The sequence below is a fragment of the Paenibacillus jamilae genome (assembly GCF_050482105.1).
Lineage (GTDB): Bacteria > Bacillota > Bacilli > Paenibacillales > Paenibacillaceae > Paenibacillus > Paenibacillus jamilae_B.
In genome coordinates this window covers 147317-172167 of sequence record NZ_JBCNHI010000014.1, presented here as the reverse complement: position 1 = coordinate 172167, position 24851 = coordinate 147317, and the positions used below count along the sequence as shown (strand labels likewise).

Genomic DNA, 24851 nt, shown 5'->3' with positions numbered 1-24851 from the left:
AAAAGCCCCTTTCGGTATAGAAAAGAGGACTCCATTGCATAACAATTCATTCCATATATTCAAGTCTTTTTAAGCTTCCAGTGCAAATAATTTAGAGCAACTTATCCGAAGCTTGTGGTCAATCTGTTCCAGCTCAGATAAAGTACGCGCCAGATTCCGCTCGTCAAGTAACGAATTAATGAGATTGTATACATCTGATATTTCATTTTCGACGTTCTGGTGCTGAAAAAGCTGTTGCAGTTCTTGCACTGTATTGCTATTTTCAAACACTAGCCTAGAGCCTTCCGCATTCTTTTCCATAATTTTGCGAACTGTACCTTCATTATAAAAATACACCATAGTGAATCCTTGATACACTCGGTACACCATACCTTCACCCTTAAAGCGAACAAATAGTCGGCGTATGAACAGGGTTAGCTGGGGATGAATTAAGCGGCAAGTCAATTCACAGACAATCGCTCCCTCTTTGGCTTCAAACAACAAATGAACTTCCTCACCTGCAGTATGCTCCAGAACGATTTCCTGTCTTCCGTGATCCAGAACTTTAATACGATAATGCACCTGGGGATCATCCACTGCCTGCAAAAATTCGTCCATTTGAGTTTCTGACAAGGTCAAAGTGGTTTTTACATACTCTGTGGCTAGCCGCTGTGCCATACCAATCTCCTCAATTCTTTCCTGAACCTTTATGTAAGCTTTATCCTTTATTATACATCACACCTGCAGTGCTTTTCTTGCACAACAAATATAGATATCCGCCATTCATCGGAAATAAACGGAAAATAACGGAGTAGTGACTACATGATCCACCATATGCTCACTTTTACACTTAAATCCCACGATTTCCTTTAGTGATTATACATTTTTCCTACCTATTTAGTGGTTTTTATATTCCCTTGAATTCAATATCATGAAAAAAGGACGTCCTTAAGGACGTCCCTAACCTTACAATTCCGTCTGCTCTTCGTCATCATTCTCTATATAGCTGGAGATGACCGACCACAGCTCTTCCTTGCCCATGCCTTCTTCGGATGAAAAGGGGATAAACAAACCCCCAGGAAGTATTCCAAGTTCCTGCTTGATTACCTTATAGTGCTTTTCTCGCCGTGTTTTAGGGATTTTATCTGCTTTTGTGCCTACGACGCAGACCGGAAGCCCGTTATGACGCAACCAATCGTACATCATGATATCATCCTTGGACGGTGGGTGGCGCAAATCTACCATTTGAAGCACCAGCTTGAGTGGCTCACGTTCCAGCAAATAAGACTCAATCATCTGCCCCCAAGCCTTGCGGGACGTTTTGGATACCTTAGCATAACCGTAACCGGGAAAATCGACAAAATAGAGTTCATCATTAATCCGGTAATAATTGAGTTGCTGGGTTTTACCCGGCGTAGAACTGGTACGAGCCAAATTTTTACGGTTAATCATCCGATTAATCAGCGATGACTTTCCAACATTGGAGCGCCCCGCCAGAGCAATCTCTGGCAAAGCGTCCACAGGAAACTGACTCGGGCCAACCGCACTTATTATAAATTCTGCTTTTGTTACTTTCATTATGTCCTTAATTCCTCTCTAATGTACCCTTGCCTGCTCAACCAAAGCATGCTTTAACACCTGATCCATATGGGCAACGGGAACAAATTCAACATCCTGCCGGATACTGTCGGGAATATCCTTCAAATCCCGTTCATTATCTTTGGGAAGCAGAATTTTTTTGTAGCCTGCCCGATGGGCAGCCAGCGACTTCTCTTTCAAACCACCAATCGGCAGTACACGACCGCGCAGTGTAATTTCGCCCGTCATCGCTACATCCTTGGATACATGACGATTGGTCAAAGCTGAAATCAATGCGGTAGCAATCGTAATCCCGGCAGATGGACCATCCTTAGGAATTGCTCCCTCAGGAATATGAATGTGGATATCATTTTTCTCATAGAAGTCCAATTCAATGCCCAGATCGACTGCTTTGGAGCGAGTGTAGCTGAATGCCGCCTGCGCGGATTCTTTCATAACGTCCCCAAGCTTACCTGTAAGAATCAGTTTCCCGCTACCAGGCACGACCGTCACTTCAATCATCAGTGTTTCACCACCAACCTCCGTCCATGCCAAGCCTGTAACCGTACCGATTTGATCCTCCAGCTCTGCTACACCGTAACGGAATTTGGCGATGCCCAAATAATCTTTCAAATTATCCGGTGTGATTTGAATTGGTCCTTCGCCACCGGATACAACTGACTTCGCTGCCTTTCGGCACAGAGAAGCCATTTGCTGTTCAAGATTCCGCACACCGGATTCACGGGTATATTCGCGAATGACACGCAGTAGCGTATCCTCCCCAACAACCAACTGTTCTTCTCCCAAGCCATGCTCTCTCTTCTGCTTGGGCAATAGATATCGATTGGCGATTTCCAGCTTCTCGAGTTCGGTGTAACCGGGAATATAGAGTGTCTCCATGCGATCCATCAGCGGACGCGGGATATTATGTGCAGCATTGGCCGTCGTTACAAACATTACATTGGACAGATCAAACGGCAACTCGACAAAATGGTCACTGAACGTGTTATTTTGTTCAGGATCAAGCACTTCGAGCAAAGCCGCGGATGGATCGCCTCGGAAATCGGAAGCCATCTTGTCGATTTCATCCAACAAAAAGACAGGATTAGATGTTCCTGCAGTCTTCATCCCTTGAATAATCCGTCCCGGCATCGCGCCGACATAAGTCCGGCGGTGACCACGGATTTCCGCTTCATCCCGCACGCCTCCGAGAGAGATGCGGACAAATTCCCGACCCATAGATTTGGCAATCGAGCGAGCCAGCGAGGTCTTGCCGACTCCTGGCGGACCTACGAGACACAGAATGGGTCCCTTGATAGTCTTCACCAGTTTGCGTACGGCCAAATACTCCAACACCCGCTCCTTGGGCTTATCCAGTCCATAGTGGTCGTTATCGAGTATTTCCTCTGCTTTAACGATATCGAGATCATCATCGGTAAACTTGTTCCAAGGCAAGCTTAACAGCCAATCGACGTAATTGCGGATGACACCACCCTCGGCAGAGCTTGCTGGCATTTTTTCCAGACGGTCAATTTCCTTTTCGATCTTCTCTTTGACCGGAACAGGCAACTCCCGTTCACTTAGCTGGTTGCGTAGTTCTTCAACCTCTCCCGCGCGACCTTCCTTCTCACCAAGTTCCTTCTGAATCGCCTTCATTTGTTCACGCAGATAATACTCCTTCTGCGTCTTTTCCATCTGCTTCTTCACACGCTGGTTAATTTTACGTTCCAGCTCCAGCACTTCACGCTCATTGTTCAAAATATCCATGAGCTTCTCCAGACGCTGAGTTACGTCGATCGTCTCCAATATATCCTGCTTTTCCTTAATTTTGAGCGTCAAATGGCTTGTGATCACATCAGCCAGCCGTCCTGGCTCCTCAATATCAGATACCGCAGCGAGAGTCTCCGGTGTTACCTTTTTGGACAAGTTGATATAATGCTCGAACTGAGTTAATACAGTGCGCATAAGCGCATCCGTTTCAGGCTGTACGTTTTCTGCCTCGTGCAGTTCCTTCGCCATTACCTCGTAATATTCTTCATTGTCCGTATATTGAATAATCTCAGCGCGTTCCAGCCCTTCCACAAGTACTCGAATGGTTCCGTTGGGAAGCTTGAGCATTTGGCGTACTTTGGCTACCGTGCCGACTCGAAAAATATCCTCTTGTGTGGGTTCTTCAATATTAACTTCTGATTGAGAACACAGGAGAATCAAATTGTCTTCAACCATCGCTTTTTCCAAAGCCTTGACCGATTTTTCCCGGCCCACATCGAGATGCAGAACCATGCTCGGGTAAACCAGAAGTCCTCTTAAAGGCAGCAAAGGAAAACGACGACCTTTTGTCTTGGTGGGTCCCATCGCTTTCGCACCTCCAGTGATTCTCAGGTTCCGGATTTTACAATCCTCACGTTGTTATCTTTCATATTTTATCAAATGTTTTATAAAAAAACCAATGAAAGACTAGTTCATTAGCAAGACCCTGTATCTGAAATCGTCCCATTATGCGTTCCATCCGCCTGTAACAAGGAGGATTGAGATGGGTGAAAAGTCTCAATTGGCGCATGTACAGGCGCCTCCGTGGTCATCTCTTCTCCAAACACATGACGGAACACTTCGGTAACCGACTGTACAGGGATGACTTTTAGACCCTCAATGCTGTCAAAAAGAGACTGCCAGTTGTCCTGCGGAATGATCACTTTTTTGGCACCAGCCTGAAAAGCAGCCTCCACCTTGGCTAATACGCCGCCAATCGGCTTCACTCGGCCATGGATGCTAATCTCGCCAGTCATGGCAATTTCATGATCCACCGGAATTCCCCGCATGGCCGAGGCAATAGCTGTTGCCATCGCAATCCCTGCCGACGGACCATCTACTGGCGTCCCCCCAGGAAAATTAATATGCAGATCGTAATTGGACGGAGACAAACCGAGCGTACGCAAAACAGTCAGAACATTTTCCACAGAGCCTTTAGCCATGCTCTTACGACGCAGTGTACGGGAGTTACCTCCAATCTCTTCTTCATCCACAACACCCGTAATGTTATAGCTTCCCTTTCCTTCGGGAACCGGAACCGCGGTAACCTCAATTTCCAGCAACATACCCATGTTCGGACCATATACAGCTAAACCATTAACGAATCCAATTTGCGGCAAGCCCGGTATTTTTCGATCAGGACGAGGTTGAATTTGGCTGCTACCCGCTACCCACTCTACATCCGAAGCATCGAGTCGTTCCCTTTTCTCGGTAAGTGCCAAACCAGCAGCAAGCTGGATCATATTGACTGCCTCCCGGCCGTTGGTCGCGTAACGCTGTACAACCTCGACTGCCTCTGGACAAGGGCCAAAGCCCAGCTTGTGTACGGCATCTTCAGCAATACGAGCAATCTCCTGTGGTTGCAGGGCACGGAAATAAATCTCCATACACCGGGATCGAATAGCAGGTGGCAGCTCATGCGGTGAACGGGTCGTTGCACCTACCAAGCGGAAATCCGCAGGCAGACCGTTTTGGAAAATATCGTGAATGTAGGCAGGCGTATGCGAGTCTTCTGAATTGTAATATGCGCTTTCCAAAAATACCTTCCGATCCTCCAGCACTTTCAGCAGCTTATTCATCTGGGTTGGATGGAGCTCGCCAATCTCATCAATGAACAGCATTCCTCCATGTGCCTTCGTTACAGCTCCGGGTTTAGGTTGAGGAATACCCGCTACCCCCATCGCTCCTGCCCCTTGATAGATTGGATCATGCACAGAACCAATTAACGGGTCCGCGATGCCACGCTCGTCAAAACGGGCTGTCGTGGCATCAATCTCCGTGAATTTGGCATCTCCCTTGAACGGGGAGGACTGATTTTTCTTAGCTTCTTCCAGCACCACACGTGCCGCAGCCGTTTTCCCTACACCGGGGGGGCCATAAATAATGACATGCTGCGGATTCGCACTGCATAACGCCGCCTTGAGCGCACGCAGTCCGTCCTTCTGACCGACAATATCCTGTAACGTAGCAGGTCGCGTGCGTTCAGCCAGCGGCTTGGTAAGTGAAATAGAACGTAATTTGCGCAGCTTATCCAGTTCCTTTCGGGATTCCCGATCCACCGCACTACGGTTCGTTTTCTGGCTCCGCAGAAGGTTCCAGAAATACAGTCCAATGACAATCCCGAAAAACATTTGCACCAGTAACAATATCATAGTCAAGTCCATCGTATTTCCTCCGTTTCTCATCTCAGCAATTTGAAAATGCTGTTCTATGAAAGACAGTATTTCCTTTTCCACGAGAGCTAAACGGCTGTCTTTCAAAAGATCAGAGAGAAATACAAAAACACCGTGAAGAACAGTTCTGTAGCAGAGCTGCTCTCCACGGCGCTTTAACGATGACAATAGCTTATGATTATACCTGTTTTAAAAAGACCGCTTTGGCCTACACCTTCTCAGCAGTGTGACGCTCTTCACGTCCCGGTATTTTACCTGTTTCCTCATAAGCCTTGACGATGATATCAATTTCTTTTTTCAATTCGTCAACCATTTCAGCCTCAGGGACTTTACGAATCATTTTTCCATAACGGAACAACAAGCCTTCTCCGCGCGCTCCGGCAATTCCGATATCGGCTTCCTTCGCTTCACCCGGACCATTAACTGCGCATCCCAGTACGGAGACTTTAATCGGCACCTTGAGTTTTGCAATGTAATCCTCTACCTCGTTCGCAATAGAGAACAGATCAATGTCGAGACGTCCGCAGGTCGGACAAGAAATCAATGTAGCTGCGTTCGTGATCAACCCAAACGTTTTGAGCAACTCCCGTGCTACCTTCACCTCTTCTACCGGATCGGCACTTAGCGAAATACGCATGGTAGACCCGATACCTGCTGATAGTAAGGCTCCCATACCCGCTGCGCTTTTGACCGTTCCAGTAAAGAGTGTACCAGCTTCGGTGATGCCCAAATGAAGTGGATATTTAATAATTTCAGCTGCCTTCGTGTAAGCAGCAATGGCCATCGGAACGTCCGAAGCCTTCAGTGATACGATAATATCATGGAAATCAAGTTCCTCGAGTATCCCAATATGGTACAGTGCACTTTCTACCATCGCTTCTGGCGTAGGGTAGCCATACTTATCCAGTAAGTGCTGTTCCAATGATCCGGCATTCACACCAATCCGAATTGGAATCCCTTTTTCTTTACACGCCTTAACGACAGCCTCCACTTTTTCACGTCGTCCAATGTTGCCTGGATTAATCCGAACCTTGTCAATCCCATTCTCAATTGCAAGTAGAGCCAGCTTGTGATTAAAGTGGATATCTGCAACCAGCGGAATATGAATCCGCTTCTTAATTTCCTTAATGGCTGCGGCAGCTTCCTCATTGTTGACGGTAACCCGCACTATTTGACATCCAGCTTCTTCCAAGCGAAGAATCTCAGCTACTGTAGCTTCCACATCTGCCGTTTTGGTTGTACACATGCTTTGGATGATGACTTCATTGCTGCCGCCAATCGTCAGATTCCCGACTTTAACGGGACGTGTGTCTTGTCTTAAGAACATGTACTTTTCTCTCCCATTAACGCCAAACCTCCACCCCATAAAACCTCATACGGGTTTAGTGAAGTGGAGATCTGGCTTCTCATATTGTAGAGATCGCGAAGTATCAATCCTTAGGCGCTCTCTTCTTGTTTTTTATCCTTATCTGTACCACCGAGTTCCGGTGCGATTTTGTCTTTTACGACCTGCTCGTTGATGACGCAAGTCGTCACATCATCACGGGAAGGAACTTCGTACATAACGTCGAGCATAATGCCTTCAATGATTGCACGAAGGCCACGGGCACCCGTGTTACGCTTGATCGCCTCACGAGCAATGGCTTCCAGAGCATCTTGCTTAAACTCCAGTTGCACATTGTCCAATTCCAGCATCTTCTGGTATTGCTTGGTCAAGGCATTTTTCGGTTCAGACAAAATACGAACCAATGTCTTCTCATCAAGCGGCTCCAGCGTAGAAATAACTGGTAAACGTCCTACGAATTCCGGAATCAGACCGAATTTCAACAGATCCTCAGGCAATACCATGGAGGTATATTCGCCTGGTTTCAGATCTTTTTGTTCGCTAGTCGCATTAAAGCCGATGACCTTCTTACCGATACGACGTTTGATCATTTGCTCCAGACCATCAAAGGCACCGCCGCAAATGAACAGGATATTCGTAGTATCAATTTGAATGAATTCTTGATGCGGGTGCTTACGTCCGCCTTGCGGAGGTACAGAAGCAACCGTACCTTCCAAAATTTTAAGCAACGCTTGCTGTACACCTTCCCCTGATACGTCACGCGTAATGGATGGGTTTTCGGATTTACGAGCTACTTTATCAATTTCGTCAATGTAGATAATGCCACGTTCTGCTTTTTCTACATCATAATCGGCAGCTTGAATCAGTTTCAGCAAAATATTTTCAACGTCTTCACCCACATAACCCGCTTCCGTAAGGGAAGTGGCATCTGCGATAGCAAAAGGAACGTTCAAAATTTTAGCCATCGTTTGCGCAAGCAACGTTTTACCCGAACCTGTAGGTCCAAGCATCAGAATGTTACTTTTTTGCAATTCCACATCATCAATTTTGTTTTGTGTATTAATACGTTTGTAGTGATTATACACCGCAACAGACAATGATTTTTTCGCTTGATCCTGACCAATAACATATTGGTCCAAAATTTCACGGATTTGCATTGGTTTCGGAATGTCTTTCAGATCTACTTCTTCCTCATGACCCAATTCTTCCTCTACAATTTCCGTGCACAACTCGATACATTCGTCACATATATATACGCCCGGTCCGGCAACAAGCTTGCGAACCTGATCCTGAGATTTACCGCAGAAAGAACATTTTAATTGTCCTTTTTCATCATTAAATTTAAACATAGAGCCACCCCTTTACAGATTAATCGGTTTAGACAGCACCTGGTCAATGATACCGTATGCTTTCGCCTCTTCCGCTTCCATGAAGAAATCCCGGTCAGTATCACGTTCGATTTTTTCGAGGGGCTGACCTGTACGCTCCACATAGATTTGATTCAGCTTGGCACGTGTTTTGATAATCCAGTCCGCATGAATCAGCATGTCGGAGGCTTGCCCCTGAATGCCGCCGAGCGGCTGGTGGATCATAACTTCACTATTGGTAAGTGCATATCTCTTGCCTGGCGCACCAGCTGTAAGCAATAAAGAGCCCATGCTAGCAGCCATGCCTACACAAATCGTCGATACGTCCGGCTTAATGAATTGCATTGTATCATATATACCCATGCCCGCAGTTACAGAACCGCCTGGCGAGTTAATGTACAAATTAATATCCTTCTCCGGGTCTTCCGCAGAAAGGAACAACAGCTGTGCAATGACGAGATTGGCGACATCGTCATCAATCGGGCCACTTAGGAAAATGATGCGATCCTTAAGCAACCGCGAGTAAATATCGTAAGATCGTTCTCCTCGATTCGTTTGTTCCACAACCATAGGGACGAGACTCATCACGACCAACCTCTTTTCTTTATTAAAATGAACACCTGTATTCATCCGCTTCCTTATGTCCCATTAAAACGAAAGCGGCAATCATGAAACGTGAACACCTTACAAAATATTTTAACATGTTCAGAGTCTCGTGTCATATTTGCCTGTGCTCATATATAAAATACAGGCTATTTACAGACGTCCTGCCGAGACCTTCTCATATTTAACCATGTTTCGTATGTATGTGCAAATGTACGGTAGTGACTTATGTAAAACAGAAAACACCATTCACAGCGCTTTCCATAAACGACTAAAATTTGGATTGTCTAAGGTAAAAATAAGGCACGTAACTTTCACTACGTGCCTTATCCTTATCTAATTACTACGTTGCAGCCTGTTACAGCATACACCGTATATTTTATCGTTTAAATTACTCAGCAGCTGCAGCTGGCGCTTCAACTTCTTTGCTGTTTTCAACCAGCAAAGTGATTGTTTTGCGCAGTGAGATCTCTTCTTTCAAGTTAGCGAACGAGCCGTTACTTTCCAGAATGCTGCGGATCTCTTCTACAGAACGTTTGTAAGCATCAGCCATGTTTTGCAGCTCTTCATTAATTTCCGTTTCGGAAACTTCGATGTTTTCTGCTTTAGCCACTTGCTCCAACACAAGGTTGTTGCGTACGCGCTTCTCAGCATCAGCTTTCATTTGCTCTTCCAGGTCTTCTTTGCTTTGACCGGAGAAGCCGAGGAACATTTCAAGGTTCATGCCTTGGCTGCGCAGACGGTTGTCGAAATCGCGAACCATGTTTTGCACTTCACTCTTAACCATTGCCTCAGGAATGTCGATTGTTGCATTTTCAGCAACTTTCTCCACTACAGCGCCCTCACGAGCTGCTTTTGCTTCGTTTTCTTTGCGATCCAGCAATTGCTTTTTCAAGTCTTCCTTGAATTCAGCAAGTGTGTCAAATTCACTTACATCTTTAGCAAATTCATCGTCCAATTCAGGAAGAACTTTGCGTTTCAGTTCATGAACTTTCACTTTAAATACAGCTTGCTTACCAGCGAGGTCAGCAGAATGGTAGTTCTCAGGGAACGTTACTTCAACGTCCTTGGAATCACCAGTATGCAAACCAATCACTTGATCTTCAAAGCCAGGGATGAAGGTATTGGAACCCAGTTCCAGAGAATACTTCTCAGCTTGTCCACCTTCGAACTGTACGCCGTCTACGGAACCGTCGAAGTCAATGATAGCTGTATCGCCGGATTGAGCTGCATCTTCATCAACGACAACCAATTCAGCATGACGTTGTTGCAGACGCTCCAGCTCTTGAGCCAGTTCTTCGTCGCTTACTTCGATTTTGCTTACAGGCACTTCTACGCCTTTGTAGTCGCCCAAAGTTACTTCAGGTTTAACAGTAACTTTTGCTTTGAATTTGAAAGTTTCGCCTTTAGCAAATTGATCAATTTCAACATCAGGGCTATCTACTGGGAAGATGTCTGTTTGCTCTACAGCTTGGCCGTAAGCTTCTGGCAGCAGGAAATCAATTGCATCCTGGTACAGACTTTCAATACCATAGCGTTTTTCAAAGATAGGACGTGGTACTTTACCTTTACGGAATCCTGGTACGCTTACTTGTTTAACCACTTTATTAAAAGCTTTGTCGAGTGCAGCGGCTACACGATCCGCGTCTACCTCAACTTCAAGAACCCCAAGGTTCTTCTCTATTTTCTCCCAAGTTGCTTTCATTTTATGCTTTCCCCTCCAACAAAATCTTCACTTAGTTTTCATTACAATCAACGCACACAAAATAACCACTATAGTATATCTAACATTACTGTCTTTTTCAAGAGCAGCCCTTGAATGCTTTAACAGGTAAACGTTTCCGGTCATTAAGGAGTGTTCATTCCCGCCGCTACGAATAATCGCATGGACCGATACGCCTGCTCAAAACGGAAGCGCAGTGCATCTGTAATGCCATAAATAGCACGGGTTTCTTCCTCATTATTGTTCCCGTTTAAACTTTCCGAAACAGTCTGATGGAGTGCTGCCGCCCAAATATCTGGCATTCCGTCCTCTTCTACCAACATCGATCTGTAATCTTTCGTACCGTACACGGCCATCACAAACTGTGACCACAGCTCCTGTGCAAAATAGAATAGCGTAGGCTCATGCACCTCAGTCTGATCGGCTACCCGTTCCAAAATACGCATAATCGCCTCTGGAAAATCATCCGGCTGTAACGGAACCGTTTCAATATCGATTTCCGTCTGTTCATCACCCCGTCTGATTTCTATCGTTCCTTCCATCCCGCGGCGTCTCAATGTCTGCAAAACACGGAATTGGAGAAGAGGATGGATTTCCCGTTCCGTAATCCAGCGAAGCAAAGCATCGTCGATCTCCGGCAGCTCCAAGTAGGATAGCTGCTCCAATGCGAGAATCGTCTGTTCGGACAACGGTTGATCCATAGCCATCTGCAAAAGCTTGTTACCGTAGCCTGCATCCTGTTCCTGCTTAAAGCGTGCATGACGGCGAGCCAACTCTACTTCACTGACTTCGTCTTCTTCCGCAGAATTCGTTACCGCCCCACTATCAGCGTACTGTGGAAATGCAGCTTCCAACCATTGTAATAAAGCATTCCATTCATCGTATTGTTTCTGCTCCTGCCCCTGACACTGCATTAAAAAGCGCAGCATCGCCATCGCTTCTCCATAACGTTCGTTTTCCAGCATCACCGTAAGTTGAATTTGATAGTAGTCCAGTGTCTTCGGAAACAATACGATATTATTTTCTTTTGTCGTCACCTTGGAGTCGTTTATTTTCAAGGCACCCCCTCTCCTCCGCAAGCTAAAGTATTTGTAGATTATATGAGAAACAGCAGCCGAAGTTCAACCACTCGTCTTCAACATATTCACCTGTATTCTAACATACCCTTTTATAAGGCAAAAAAAACGATGTGTAGCCTGAATTAATGTGGTGTAAAGCCTAAATAAGCGATATATACAAAAATAAAGCTTGAATCTTTTCCATCCATATGATATATTAATATTCGCTTGAATTTTATGTCCCAGTAGCTCAGCTGGATAGAGCAACGGCCTTCTAAGCCGTCGGTCGGGGGTTCGAATCCCTCCTGGGACGTATAGCCGAAGCTTCCTATTTAGGAAGCTTTTTTTATTTTCCAACTACGTAAGATCTATCATGGACGTTGGAACCTATCTTGTATTACAACCTATTTTAATGTAGAAAAGGCTGTTTCCGTCGTGCTGTCGAGCGCTTGTCTGGAACAGCCTTTTAATCTAGAATATGGCCATTACAACGCTTGACTGCGTGGAGTAGTAAGGAGTTTAGTCAAATGAAATTAATATCTTGGAATGTAAATGGCTTGAGAGCCTGTTTAAACAAAGGATTTTATACTTATCTAAAAGAAACGAATGCTGATATTTTCTGCGTACAGGAAACGAAACTTCAAGAAGGACAAATCCTCATGGAGAACATGGAGGAATACATGCAATACTGGAATTATGCTGAGAAAAAAGGGTATTCCGGCACAGCTGTCTTCACCAAAATCAAGCCGCTCTCTGTGCATTATGGACTTGAAAAAAATGAAGAACCGGAGGGGCGAACTCTTACGCTGGAATTCGAAAAATTTTATCTTGTCAATGTATACACACCGAATACGAAACGAGACTTATCCAGACTGCCATACAGGCTCGAATGGGAAGACCGTTTTCGCAACTATTTGCAACAACTAGACGCTCTGAAGCCTGTCATCATTTGCGGGGACTTGAACGTGGCTCATCAGGAGATCGATCTCAAGAATGCCAAAGCCAACTACGGAAATGCTGGCTTCACACCCGAGGAACGAGACCGCATGTCACAGCTACTCGACGCTGGATTTATAGACACCTTCAGATATTTTTATCCTGATCGAACAGATGTTTATTCCTGGTGGTCCTATATGCCAAAGGTGAGGGAACGGAATATCGGCTGGCGGATTGATTACTTCCTCGTCTCGGAGCGGCTTCGTCCACTATTAGTAGATGCGAGTATTGATTGCCATATTACAGGCAGTGACCACTGTCCTGTGATATTGAATTTGCAAAATATCTCCGCGTAATTCCGCACTAATACAAGAAATTAGGGTCTTAAAAAGCCGTCATGCTCTATTTGCAGCATGACGGCTTTAAAATGAATTAAAGCGAACTCTCCAGATGCACCTCGATACGAGAAACCAGCCGATTTCTCACATCCTGTGCCTCTTTTGGGTCTAATACAGCTTGGTTTATTGTCTTCTGTTCAGCGTTGCTGTAATGCAGTATATACTGTTTCACTATGCAGTCCTGCGCGTAAGTATCCATACGACTTGTATTATAATACGTCACTTGGCAGCTTCCAAGAAAGCAGAAGGTTAACTCACCTGTAGCTGTGAACAGCCAGCCTGGCAACTTGGGCTCCAGCTTCAAGGTAAGCCCCCTAGAATCATAGCCAAATGGCTGCCCACCTGTCATCATCCATAGCCACATATGAATAAATTCTGCTGTAGATCCACTCAGCCTCGCAATATATCCCGTTCCATGCAAACTTGCATCAGGATTGGCACTGCTAGCAATAAAGGAACTGTTTTCCAGCGTACTTCTTCCATAGATCGCAGCATCCATAAAAGGGGGTAGCACTTTTTGGATATCTGCAAAAAATTCAGTGTATAGACCCACCTTTAAACACTCAAGTAAATATTTATATTCCATATGCATAAATATCGATTCATTTTCCAGCCACCCTGGCGTAAAAGCTCTGGAACGGCCAAGCTCAAACGGCTGCCCCGCCAGACTCTCATTCACTTTATACATCCCTAGCTTTCTGTCGTAAAGCTCGCTCTGTCTGATTTGTCGATACAGCTTCCGCCCATTTACAATGTCGCCAGTTACTTTCATAGCCCGGGTTGGTCCTTCCAGAAAGAACGGTATATCCTTGCGTTTAAAGGAATGTATATTTACAAACACCCCCCCGTCCTCATCCTCCTGCGCCTCGAATTCTCTAGCTTCATAATAAAAGAAGGTTGGGTATATCCCTTTTCCTATATGCAGAGCCTTATCCATCCCCTCTTGAATCTTACGCTCAGCCCGCTGCAAAAACTCCAGCACATCAGCAAACGACAATGCTGCTTCTGTCCCTTCAAATCCAAAGCGAACCGTTTCACGATATGCTTCTCTAGCATCCGAAATTCGTGACCAGAAGCTATGATCCCTACATCTATTCCCAGGCTCCGCATCATTAAAATCGTGGTAGTACTCTTCAATTGCAAGCCCTAATTCTTGGATCAACCTGGCTACCTCTAGCGGTAGCCTCAGCACAAAGTCTGCCGAGAGCTTCATCTGTGCATGTATTAAAAATCTTACGAGTCGCTGTAACTCGCATAGCTCACTAAAGCCCGAAGCAAACAGGCCCGGAAGTCCATTCATGGAATCATTCCATCCCGGTTTCCCCGCCTCCATCTCAATTCCCAAGCCTTCTGGGTCTAATGTAGACAGCTTGATGGCAGCCAAGGACAGCAGCTTCTCGTACAAATTGGACTTGTAAATCTCTCCGTTGCCTCGTCCGGTTCGAACCCAGTGAACATCGCGGCTCCGCGTGTGAAGTTGAGCCTTCTTCTCCTTGCTTTCTATAACCGCTCCGTACTGACGAATACGTCCATCCTTCATCTGCACGTATTTGTTTCGGCGCGGCTGTACCCATGCCGGACTGTCGTAATACATGTACTCTCTGGTCATGAGCAGGAGTTCTTCTTGTTTGTCTGGAAAGATACTCAAATAGCTTTCGATTAGATCCATATTATAAGTCCAATGGTCGATCCAGAAGCCTTCCCCAAAATCAGCCTCATAGCATTGTTCGGAATGCTTGAGGGCTTCGGTCACAAATGTTTCCATCGTTTGCTTTAGTCCAATATTGTCATGAATGATGTGCTGAATCAGCTCGCCCGGAGTGAATGACGATTGAAAAAAAGCACGTAAAGACGAATGGTCCGCCACTTCCACCTGTTCCAGCAACGGTTCGAGCTCTCGTATTTGAAATCTACAGCCTTTTACAACAAGAGGGTTATAGCCGTCCGGCTGAATCAGGCTCATAAACAAACGAATATTAAAGTCTCCGACTCCCGGGTTAAACCACACATCATTTCTCCGATTCTGGTTCGCATCGCGGAAATTACCATTTCCTTGCGAATAATACCCCGGCTGGAGTTTGAAAAAATTATAGTCTCGTTCCAGATCTCCATGCTTGCGCGAAAATACATGGTACACAAAGGGTTGCTCCGTGCCATTGTCCAGCAATAATGGATAACCCCCACGTAGCAGATTATCCAGATAGCTTTGACGGCAGTATTCGTCAAACAATGGAATGGATGTCTGCGTGGCCATTCCATCCGTCAACTCTTCGATTAACGTTTTAGCTTCCTTCGCCTTTTGATCAATATAAGACATCGTTGCAATTTCTGTAATCCGTTCATTGATCAATTGAATATCATCCACATGCCCGATGACCGAACAGTGATTTACAGCTGTCCCTGCCGCCAATCGTGCCGTATAACCGCTAAACCCACAAGGCACTTTATTCGTCGTCACTGGCTGCTGTGATATCAGGTCTTCGACACGTGTATGGATAAAGCAATCAGGGAAAGTCAGGGACGTATTTTCACCAAATATAATGGACGGATCGACAATGGGACGTACTAGTCTGGCCTTGCCATCCTGCTCCACAAAGCTGTACATAAAATGTCCCGCCTCAATCTGATGAACCTCACTTGTATCCGCAGTACTTCCACGTACCTTATAGTAAGGTATGCTGTTATTGAGGTTATACACATCCATCCAGCTTTTCAGTGTATATCCAAGCTCCTTGTAAGCTGTATTGTCAATACCGAAGGGCAGCACAGCCGGCATGCCGTCCAGCACCTCCAGCTCAAGTTCTTGGTCGGAATGATTGACAATCTCAACCTTGCGTACTAGAGCAGCGTAGCTTTCATGAGGAAGCGTAAAATATTGCACACGCACCTCCAGCCCTATATCTGGATGAGAGCTATTGATTTCCAGCATATGGCGGGATATTAACATTTTTTGTTGCTCATGCTCTAAAGGACGCACAGCCGAAAATGGCTCCATATACCTCCACTCATCCTGCGTTTTTATCTTTAAAAAGGTACGGAAGCCGTGGATCGGTACGAGACTATAGCTGCGGTTAGCCGGAAAAAATTCCATGATCGCTCCATTTTTATCCTCCACACCAAAGCTCGCAATTCCTTGTCCACGATTAACATAATACGCCCACAGGGGAATCCCCTGAACACCAGCAATGCCGGGCAAGAAGCTGGAAAAGGGCTTGGCATGCGCAAAATTTTCAATCACAAAACGCCCTTGATTGTCAAAATAATACGGCTGCATCGTATCCCCCTTTTCTATTTAAAATCCGTTCTTCGCCATCATTTGCTTGAACCATAGCGCACTTTGTTTGGGAGTCCGTTCCTGCGTCTCGTAATTGATATACACAATGCCAAAACGCTTACTGTAGCCCCAGGCCCATTCAAAGTTATCAAGGAAAGACCAGACAAAATACCCCTTGAGCTGACCTCCCTCTTCAATGAAGCGATGACAGGCCTTTAAATGCTCTTCAATATAGCGCTGACGCCCGGTATCCTCAATCTGCCCATTTACCAGTTCATCCCTCATCGCTGCTCCATTTTCCGTAATCAGAATGGGCAAGCCCTTGCTAAAATCCTTTTCAATCCGCGTCAGCAGCTTATAAAAGGATTCAGGATGAATCTCCCATCCCATGTCCGTTACTGGCTCCTCCATGTGAACCTGCTCTACTTGCAGCAACGAAGCGTCGTTCGTTGATCGAATGATGCTGCGGGTATAATAGTTAATGCCCAAAAAATCCCCCGGCTGCTGAATCAGCTCCATATCACCAGGCTGTACAAAATCCAATCCATTCAGATACGTTCCGTACCACTCCACCATATCTTCAGGATACTTTCCGTTAAACAATGGCTCCGCAAACCAACGATTAATAAAGCCATCTCTTCTGATGGCAGCGGCCACGTCCTCAGGTCGCTCGGAAGCCGCATCCACATGTTCCATATTCAGCGTAATGCCAATCTTACCTGGCAAGCCTTTTTCCTTATGCAAATTGCTGGCAATCCCGTGACACATCAAAATATGATGCGCGGCAGTAAAGGCTTTCCTCCAGTTCTCATGACCAGGGGCATGCTCTCCCGTACCATACCCTAAAATAGAGGCGCAATAAGGCTCATTGATCGTATTCCACCAGTTTATTCGTTGGCCAAATCGATCCATGATTACAGAGGCATACGTTTTAAAATATTGGATAATTTCTCGCTGCGTCCATCCACCCTCGTCCTCAATCCACTGCGGTAGATCCCAATGATACAGCGTCAGCATCGGGATCAGTCCAGCCAACTCAATCTCATCCAGCAGATGCTCGTAGAAGAGCAACCCCTCTTCGTTAATAATGCCAGGCGCGGGCATAATACGTGGCCAAGCTACAGAAAAACGATAATGCAAAAAACCAAGCTGTTTCATTAATTTCACGTCTTCTTTAAAGTGGTGAAAATGATCACATGCTACATCTCCACAGTCCCCTCCGATTACCTTCCCGGGGATTTGACAAAAAGTATCCCAAATGGAGGGCGTTCTGCCGCCCTCATTTGTGCCACCTTCAATTTGATAAGAAGAGGTTGAAGTGCCCCACATAAACGTGGCAGGAAATACAAAGGTATTCTCGCTCATACACGGTACCGTCCTTTCAGGAATCAAGACTTCACAGCTCCAGCCATTGCACCGCCAACAATAAAGCGCTGGAGGAAAATATACAAAATAACCAGCGGTAGTGTAACAATCAGGATACCGCAAGCAAGCAGCGGCCAGTTGTTCATGTATTGTCCGTAGAAGGAGAACAATCCCTTGGTCACTGGCTGATATGCGGGATCAGACAAATAAATGGTAGGACCTATAATATCGTTCCATGCCCCAATGGCCGTCAAAATGATGCCTGTCGCCAACACGGGCTTCATCAGCGGTACAAGAATCGTAAACAAATAACGTGAATACCCGCACCCGTCCATTGCAGCCGCTTCATCCAGTTCTCGGGAGACAGACTTGATATACCCCACAAACATCAGGAAAGCGATGCCGGTACCTGTTGTTTTCAGCAAAATAAAACCAAGCTGTGTATTGTACAGTCCCAGACTATTAATAAGGGCAAATTGCGGAATTAGCGGATTAGGGAGATACATGGATATCAGAAAAAATACATAGAAGAAGGTGCTGAACTTAACATATCCCCGTGCCAGCGGAAAGGCGGCAAACACGGATATAATCAATGTTAATAACGTAGATACACCTGTATACAAAATACTGTTCCACATATATTGAGAGAAATTCCCTTTCTCCCAAGCATCTATGAAATTCTCCAAACGCAGACTCTTGGCTAGCGCTACAGGATCCATCAAATACTCGCTTTGCGTCTTCATTGATACGTTAAAAAGGTAGAAAAGCGGGAGTACATATAACGAAAGCATGAGCAGTACGATGGTGTAGCTCACTATTTTGGTTCCTTTGCTACTGCTCATTACATTTCCACCTCTCTTCTGCGCAAGTAATAGAGCGCAATCATTGATACCGTAAACACGAATACAAACTGGATCATCGCAACTGCGGAAGCAAGACCATAATCTGATGTCCCGGAGCCGAAGGCTGTGGCATATACATCAAATGCAAGGGTCGTCGTGTTGAATTTGCCGCCTGTCAGCACATAGATAATGTCAAAGGTTTGCAATGCACCGATAATGGACAGCAGCATATTGACGGTAAAGGACGGTGCAATCATTGGAAAGGTAATATTTTTGAACGCTTTCCATCCGGATGCACCGTCCATATAGCCCGCTTCATATAAATCACTAGGGATGGATTGGAGCCCAGCTAAGAAAATAGTCATCGAGTAGCCCATGTACATCCAAATTTGCACAAAAATAATGAGCTCAAATGCAATATTGTAATCCCCGAAGAAGTTGGAGCTGGTTCCGAAAAAGTTCATCAAGGCTTGCGCAGGCCCCCCAAGCGGGTTGGCTAACAGCTGCCAGATCAGACCGGATACCGTTACTCCGAGCACAACAGGCAGAAAAAATACAGAGCGATATAAAACATCACCTTTAAGCTTTTTGTTAATAAGGATAGCCATGAACAGCCCAACTGCGTTTTGAATCACCACCACCGCTACGGCAAAATATAAGGAGCGGCCAATGGAAGCAATGCGATCGCCAGAATCGGAGGAGGTAAAAAAGGTCATGTAATTCTCAAATCCGATAAAATTCCACGTCTGGCCGGGAACCCCGGTAGCATCTGTAAAGGAAAATAGTACGGTTACCATAGAGGGTCCAAAACCAAGAAGCAAATAGAGCAGCACCGGAATACTTAGCAAAAGATATGGCATTATCCGGGCAGCACCCTTTCCAAAGGGATACATGGGTCTCACACCTTTTTACATTATTATGGGAGCTTTACAGTTACTATTGGTGTTTTTGTCAAAGCCATAGATTATTTAGGCGCTGCCGCATCCCAGTCTGCCTGAGATTTCTGTGCAAGCTCCAAAGGCGTCTTTAACGGACCGGCAGGCGCCAAAAATTCCGCATGTACACTAGCCTCTTTAATGTACTGTCCGACATTTTTACGATTGATAAACAACTGATCCCAAGAGAGCTTGAAGTTTTCTAGAGAAGGCTGGATTTCATTAACAAAATCGCTGCTTATCTTCACATCGGACTGTGTAGGCAAAAAGCCGGCGGCATTCACAAAATCTGTGTAGTTCTGCTTTTCAGAGAGCATTTCAAGCCATTTGATCGCATACTCCTTGTTTGGTGATTTCTCTAATACCATCCAGGTCATATCATATTTGCCTGCAAGGTTTTTATTTTTGGCAGGATCGTTACTGCCTGGGATCGGGAAATAACCAAATTTCAGCTCTGGATTGGCTGTCTGAATCGTAGTTGCATCCCACGTACCATCTGCAATCATCGCTACACGCCCGGAAGCAAATAAGCTTGGCAAGGTTCCATAGTCAATCCCCATAAATCCGCCAATGGCGTTGTTCATCAAAATTTGTGTTTTTTCCAGCACCTCAAGCTGGACAGGATCAGTCAGTTTGGTCTTGCCTGTCCACAGCCCTTTGATATATTCCAGCTGATCATCATGGATAGAGGCTTGAAGTCCTTGGACTGCAAGATTAATAGGCCATACATCCTTACCGCCGAAACCAATCGGTTCCACGCCGTTATCCTTGAGCACCTTCATAACATTCACCAGTTCGTCCCATGTTGTGGGCACAGCAAGCTTATACTTTTCAAAAATCTCTTTGTTGTAAAACAGACCTGTCAGTGCCACCTTGCCCATATTCACACCGTATACTTTGTCGTTGTAGGTCATGGCATTTTTGACATCTGAAGGATTATAGTTTTTGATAAAAGCCTGGTCTGACAGGTCTGCAATGAGTCCTCCGTCAATCCACTGCTTCCACATCGGATCAGCAGCCCCCTTAGACCATTCCTGCGGCGCGCCTACAAAGCTGAATTTCAGAGGAATAATGTCTGCATCACCGGTTGAGCCCGCATTCATACGCGTTTGCATCAGTTGATCGTAAGTGGAGTCAGCAGGAACCGTTGTATATTCCACCTGAACATCTGGATACTTCTCTTCAAACCTTTTATTAAATTCCTTGATGTAGTTATTGATGTTCTCCTGCTGCCAATGAATAATCTTTAATGTGACCTTTTTACTCCCGTTCTGTCCAACTTCGCTGCCTTTGCCGCAAGCGGCTAACAACACAACTAAAGCGGTTACAATAAATAAAGAAAGACACTTTTTCAGCATTGCAAAATTCCCCCTGTAATCTTAGAATAGATGCATACACCTTTACGAAAGCGGTTTAGTTAATTACAGCTACTATTATGTATCGAATAGCCTGTATTTGTAAATAGCGATTTAAAAATTATTATAAAAAATACAAATCACCGTTACATTATCGTTATTACTCCTTAAAATATTAGGGTATATCCTTTAATAGCTCTGTTGACTCTCTTCTATGAGGTAGCATAGAATACGAGTAATCATTGAGTTTGAAATGTAAGATCAATTCAACTAAATCAGTTTAGTTACGGAGGATTCCATGAATATAAAAACAATAGCTAGCATGGCAGGCGTTTCAGTAGCAACGGTTTCGAAAATCATAAACAATTATACCGATATCAGTGAGGAAACCCGGCAGCGAGTCCTTAAAATTATGGAGGAAACAGGCTATAGACCCTCCTCCTCGGCTAAAACGCTTGCTACCAAAAAGTCCAATCTGGTAGGCGTTATATTCGCTGGCAAGCTGAATGTTGATTTTAGTCATCCTTTTTTTGTGGATATCATTAATGTATTTAAAAAGCAGATTGGCTTGCTCGGTTATGACCTGCTGTTTTTTTCAAATGAGAAATTTCTGGATAATGGTGAGGACTATTTGGCTCGCTCGAAATATTTTTCTGTGGACGGGTGCATTATTATTGCTGGAGACGAAGTGGAAAAAAGTGTTTTTGATCTCGACGCCAGCCCCATCCCCTGCATCGGTGTCGATATTGAGCTAACTGGAGCCAGTTCCTGTTACATCATGTCCGACAATCAGAAGATCTCAATGAAGGTTGTTGAACACTTTTACATGAATGGATACCGCGAAATGGGTTTTATAGGTATTGAACGCCCCTCCTTGGTTATTAAAGAGAGAGAGGAAGCATTTATCACATCACTAAAACGGTTTAGCCTTGATGTCAGACCTGAGTGGATCGTGTATGGTAAAGACTATGCGGCAGAGGATGGATACCAGATCGCGAAGGCTTGGATACAGCAAGGAGATTTACCAAGGGCTATTTTTGCGGCTACTGACCTGCTTGCCTTTGGTGCCATTCGTGCTTTCAAGGAGAGCGGCTTGAGGGTACCCGAGGATATTGCCGTAGTAGGATGTGATGATATTGAAGCCTGTCGTTATACCGATCCTCCACTGACGACTGTAAAACAAGACAAGCAAAAAATAGGTCGTCTGGCCGCTATGGTGCTGTTTGACCTGATGAATAAACAAATGGAAACGAAATGTATTAAAGTAGAGCCCGAACTCGTCATTCGAACCTCCTGTGGAGCCCGGCAAAATTGGAACCATACGAGGGTCAAGGGATAGCACATACCTAAAAAAGGTGACTTCTGTTAAATTCAGAAGTCACCTTTTTGCAGTTTAAATATCTAAAGATTCTTCGTTCAGGTTATTACTTGAAGGCCATCGTTGCATTCACGGCCTTTTTCCAGCCTTCATACAGGCTGTCACGTGTTGCTTCATCCATCGTAGGGGTAAAGGAAGTTTCCACTCTCACTCGCTTACGAAGCTCATCTGTACTCTTCCAGTATCCAATCGCCAAGCCTGCCAGACATGCGGCACCCAGCGCCGTTGTCTCATGGATAACTGGCCGTTCCACCGTCGCATCCAGAATATCGCTCTGGAATTGCATCAGGAAATTGTTCAACACAGCTCCTCCATCCACTCGCAACATTTTCACGGTAATACCTGAATCAATCTCCATGGCTGTAAGCACATCCTTGGTTTGATAAGCGAGCGACTCCAGGGTAGCGCGGATAAAATGCTCTTTTGTAGTCCCCCGCGTCAGACCAAACATCGCTCCACGCACCTCACTATCCCAGTAAGGGCTGCCTAGTCCGACAAAAGCAGGTACAAGATACACCCCTTCTGTAGAGGAAACACGGGCTGCATAAGGCTCACTGTCCTTCGCTTCACGGAACATGCGCAACCCGTCTCGCAGCCACTGGATCGCCGAGCCCGCAACAAACACACTCCCCTCAAGTGCGTATTGCACTTTGCCTTCCTCCAGTCCCCAAGCGATGGTCGTGATCAGACCGTGCTTGGATTCAACCGGCTGATCTCCTGTATTCATCAGCATAAAACAGCCTGTGCCGTAAGTGTTTTTGATCATTCCTTTTTCATAACAAGCCTGACCGAACAAGGCTGCCTGCTGGTCACCCGCAGCACCGGCGATCGGTACATTCTGACCAAAAAAATGATAATCCACGGTATACGCATATACCTCGGAAGAAGGCCTTACCTCAGGCAGCATAATTTTCGGAACACCCAGAATGTCCAGCAGCTCTTCATCCCACTTAAGCTCATAAATATTGTACATCAGCGTTCTGGCCGCATTGGAGTAGTCCGTTACATGGGCCTTTCCACCGGATAGTTTCCAGATTAGCCACGAGTCAATCGTACCGAATAATAAGTCACCTCGTTCCGCCTTTTCCCGCGCTCCTTCTACATGATCCAGTATCCACTTTACTTTGGTGCCTGAAAAATACGGGTCGATTAATAGCCCTGTTTTGCTGTGAAACAACTCCTCATGCCCTTGCCGCTTCAATTCTTCGCAAATATCCGAGGTTTGGCGTGATTGCCATACGAGCACGTTATACACGGGTAATCCTGTATTTTTGTCCCACACGGCCACCGATTCCCGCTGATTGGTAATACCGATGGCAGCAATTTGGTTTGCTTTTACACCGGATTCGGAAAGACAGGAGGCAATAACGCCCAGAATTGAACTCCAGATTTCATTCGCATTCTGCTCTACCCAGCCTGGGTGAGGAAAATATTGCGGAAATTCCCGTTGGGCTGAGTACACCACATCTCCTTCGCTATTGAACAAAATCGCTCTTGAACTTGTCGTTCCCTGGTCTAGTGACAAAATATATTTTCCCATGTTCATCTCTCCCCGTGTAAATCCATCGTTTTTACGCTGTAAGCTTGTGATCGATTTTGTGATTTTTATAAGTATGACTGATACGGTAGGTAATCAAGAGTACAACTACGATGACCCCTAATAAAATCCAGAAAGCCGGAGTCACACTCCCCTTAAAAACGGCCTGATAAAATGGCCCTGCGAAAGATCCCCCCAATAGCGGTCCTACAATGGGCACCCATGCATATTTCCAGTTGGACGTTCCCTTACCGGGAATTGGTAGCAAATAATGCATCAGACGCGGCCCAAAATCCCTCGCTGGATTGATGGCATAGCCTGTTGTGCCTCCAAGGGATAAACCGATACTGACAATCAGAAAACCAACAATTAGCGGTTTAAGGCCATCTGTAAACGAATTGGCACCAAACGACAGCAAAGCAAGAACAAAGATAAAAGTACCTATTATTTCACTAAGCACGTTACCAAACGGATGATCAATAGCTGGTCCTGTCGCAAATACACTGAGTTTGGCTGCTGTGTCCTCCGTCTCTTTCCAGTGAGGCCAATAATGCAAAATAACGATCACTGCACCCGCCATGGCTCCAAGAAGCTGAGCCACAATATAACCGGGAACATCCTGCCATGGAAAACTACCCTGAAATGCCAACGCGAGGGTAACTGCCGGATTCAAATGCGCTCCGCTAATTTGACCCACCGCATACACTCCAATAGCTACCGCAAGCCCCCATCCCATTCCGACCACAATCCAGCCGGACGCGTGGGCAAACGACTTTTTCAGGGACACACCTGCGCACACTCCGCCACCTAGGGCAATAAGAATCATTGTCCCTATGAATTCGGCTGCGTATGGCGACATACAACCAACCTCCTCAAATAGATCATCCGATTTTGATCGTTTTCATCGCGCAAAAAAAGAAAAGCCATCACAAACCAACCCTGTGCTATACCATGGGATGTCTGCGTGGCTCTCTCG

The 24851-nt window shown here is 45.5% G+C and carries 18 protein-coding genes and 1 tRNA gene; 3 read left to right on the top strand and 16 right to left on the bottom strand.

The genetic code is table 11. From position 1 onward, the window contains the following. Positions 1-69: 69 nt before the first annotated feature. The 9 genes from ABEW32_RS12010 to ABEW32_RS11970 all read right to left on the bottom strand — a co-directional run bounded on the left by ABEW32_RS12010 (position 70) and on the right by ABEW32_RS11970 (position 11855). On the bottom strand, positions 70-657 hold the full coding sequence (locus ABEW32_RS12010) for a non-ribosomal peptide synthetase module (RefSeq protein WP_430187976.1): 588 nt from the start codon (positions 655-657) through the stop codon (positions 70-72). 288 nt (positions 658-945) lie between these two features. Continuing rightward, positions 946-1557: a ribosome biogenesis GTP-binding protein YihA/YsxC gene (gene yihA / locus ABEW32_RS12005; protein ID WP_305166592.1), complete on the bottom strand. Its 612-nt coding sequence runs from the start codon at positions 1555-1557 to the stop codon at positions 946-948. 18 nt (positions 1558-1575) lie between these two features. Then, positions 1576-3912, bottom strand: coding sequence for an endopeptidase La (gene lon, locus ABEW32_RS12000; protein WP_430187974.1), 2337 nt, complete (start codon positions 3910-3912; stop codon positions 1576-1578). A gap of 110 nt (positions 3913-4022) precedes the next feature. After that, positions 4023-5750: an ATP-dependent protease LonB gene (gene lonB / locus ABEW32_RS11995; RefSeq protein ID WP_430187972.1), complete on the bottom strand. Its 1728-nt coding sequence runs from the start codon at positions 5748-5750 to the stop codon at positions 4023-4025. Positions 5751-5967: 217 nt separating this feature from the next. Next, positions 5968-7086: a flavodoxin-dependent (E)-4-hydroxy-3-methylbut-2-enyl-diphosphate synthase gene (gene ispG / locus ABEW32_RS11990; protein ID WP_063212213.1), complete on the bottom strand. Its 1119-nt coding sequence runs from the start codon at positions 7084-7086 to the stop codon at positions 5968-5970. Positions 7087-7196: 110 nt separating this feature from the next. Continuing rightward, the gene (gene clpX, locus ABEW32_RS11985; RefSeq protein ID WP_013372695.1) at positions 7197-8453 is read right to left on the bottom strand and encodes an ATP-dependent protease ATP-binding subunit ClpX; all 1257 of its coding nucleotides are present in this window, start codon (positions 8451-8453) and stop codon (positions 7197-7199) included. Between the two features lie 12 nt (positions 8454-8465). Beyond that, positions 8466-9056, bottom strand: a complete 591-nt coding sequence (gene clpP / locus ABEW32_RS11980; protein WP_016324659.1) for an ATP-dependent Clp endopeptidase proteolytic subunit ClpP — start codon at positions 9054-9056, stop codon at positions 8466-8468. A gap of 409 nt (positions 9057-9465) precedes the next feature. Then, positions 9466-10779 (bottom strand): trigger factor, encoded by a 1314-nt coding sequence (gene tig, locus ABEW32_RS11975; RefSeq protein WP_430187970.1) that lies wholly within the window; start codon positions 10777-10779, stop codon positions 9466-9468. Between the two features lie 143 nt (positions 10780-10922). Further along, a complete protein-coding gene (locus ABEW32_RS11970; RefSeq protein ID WP_430187968.1) occupies positions 10923-11855 on the bottom strand; it encodes a hypothetical protein in 933 nt (310 codons plus the stop codon). Positions 11856-12094: 239 nt separating this feature from the next. Here ABEW32_RS11970 and ABEW32_RS11965 point away from each other — a divergent pair. Further along, positions 12095-12168, top strand: a tRNA-Arg gene (locus ABEW32_RS11965). A gap of 214 nt (positions 12169-12382) precedes the next feature. Next, on the top strand, positions 12383-13147 hold the full coding sequence (locus tag ABEW32_RS11960) for an exodeoxyribonuclease III (protein ID WP_430187966.1): 765 nt from the start codon (positions 12383-12385) through the stop codon (positions 13145-13147). Positions 13148-13223: 76 nt separating this feature from the next. Here ABEW32_RS11960 and ABEW32_RS11955 read toward each other — a convergent pair whose 3' ends face one another. From ABEW32_RS11955 to ABEW32_RS11935, 5 genes are all read right to left on the bottom strand, one after another. Further along, positions 13224-16463, bottom strand: a complete 3240-nt coding sequence (locus ABEW32_RS11955; protein WP_430187964.1) for a cellobiose phosphorylase — start codon at positions 16461-16463, stop codon at positions 13224-13226. Between the two features lie 18 nt (positions 16464-16481). After that, positions 16482-17828 (bottom strand): GH1 family beta-glucosidase, encoded by a 1347-nt coding sequence (locus ABEW32_RS11950; protein WP_430187962.1) that lies wholly within the window; start codon positions 17826-17828, stop codon positions 16482-16484. Between the two features lie 23 nt (positions 17829-17851). After that, positions 17852-18670: a carbohydrate ABC transporter permease gene (locus tag ABEW32_RS11945; protein WP_430187961.1), complete on the bottom strand. Its 819-nt coding sequence runs from the start codon at positions 18668-18670 to the stop codon at positions 17852-17854. After that, complete coding sequence (locus ABEW32_RS11940; protein ID WP_430187959.1) at positions 18670-19563, bottom strand: carbohydrate ABC transporter permease; 894 nt, start codon at positions 19561-19563, stop codon at positions 18670-18672. The genes ABEW32_RS11945 and ABEW32_RS11940 overlap by 1 nt, the downstream gene beginning before the upstream one ends. A gap of 71 nt (positions 19564-19634) precedes the next feature. Next, positions 19635-20963: an ABC transporter substrate-binding protein gene (locus ABEW32_RS11935; protein ID WP_430187957.1), complete on the bottom strand. Its 1329-nt coding sequence runs from the start codon at positions 20961-20963 to the stop codon at positions 19635-19637. 295 nt (positions 20964-21258) lie between these two features. Between ABEW32_RS11935 and ABEW32_RS11930 the strand changes: the two genes are divergently transcribed. After that, the gene (locus ABEW32_RS11930; RefSeq protein WP_430187955.1) at positions 21259-22299 is read left to right on the top strand and encodes a LacI family DNA-binding transcriptional regulator; all 1041 of its coding nucleotides are present in this window, start codon (positions 21259-21261) and stop codon (positions 22297-22299) included. 85 nt (positions 22300-22384) lie between these two features. On the opposite strand, the gene glpK is transcribed toward ABEW32_RS11930, so the two are convergent. After that, a complete protein-coding gene (glpK, locus tag ABEW32_RS11925; protein ID WP_430187953.1) occupies positions 22385-23878 on the bottom strand; it encodes a glycerol kinase GlpK in 1494 nt (497 codons plus the stop codon). 31 nt (positions 23879-23909) lie between these two features. Continuing rightward, entirely contained in the window at positions 23910-24734 is an 825-nt protein-coding gene (locus ABEW32_RS11920) for an MIP/aquaporin family protein (RefSeq protein WP_430187951.1), read from the bottom strand. Between the last annotated feature and the right edge of the window lie 117 nt (positions 24735-24851).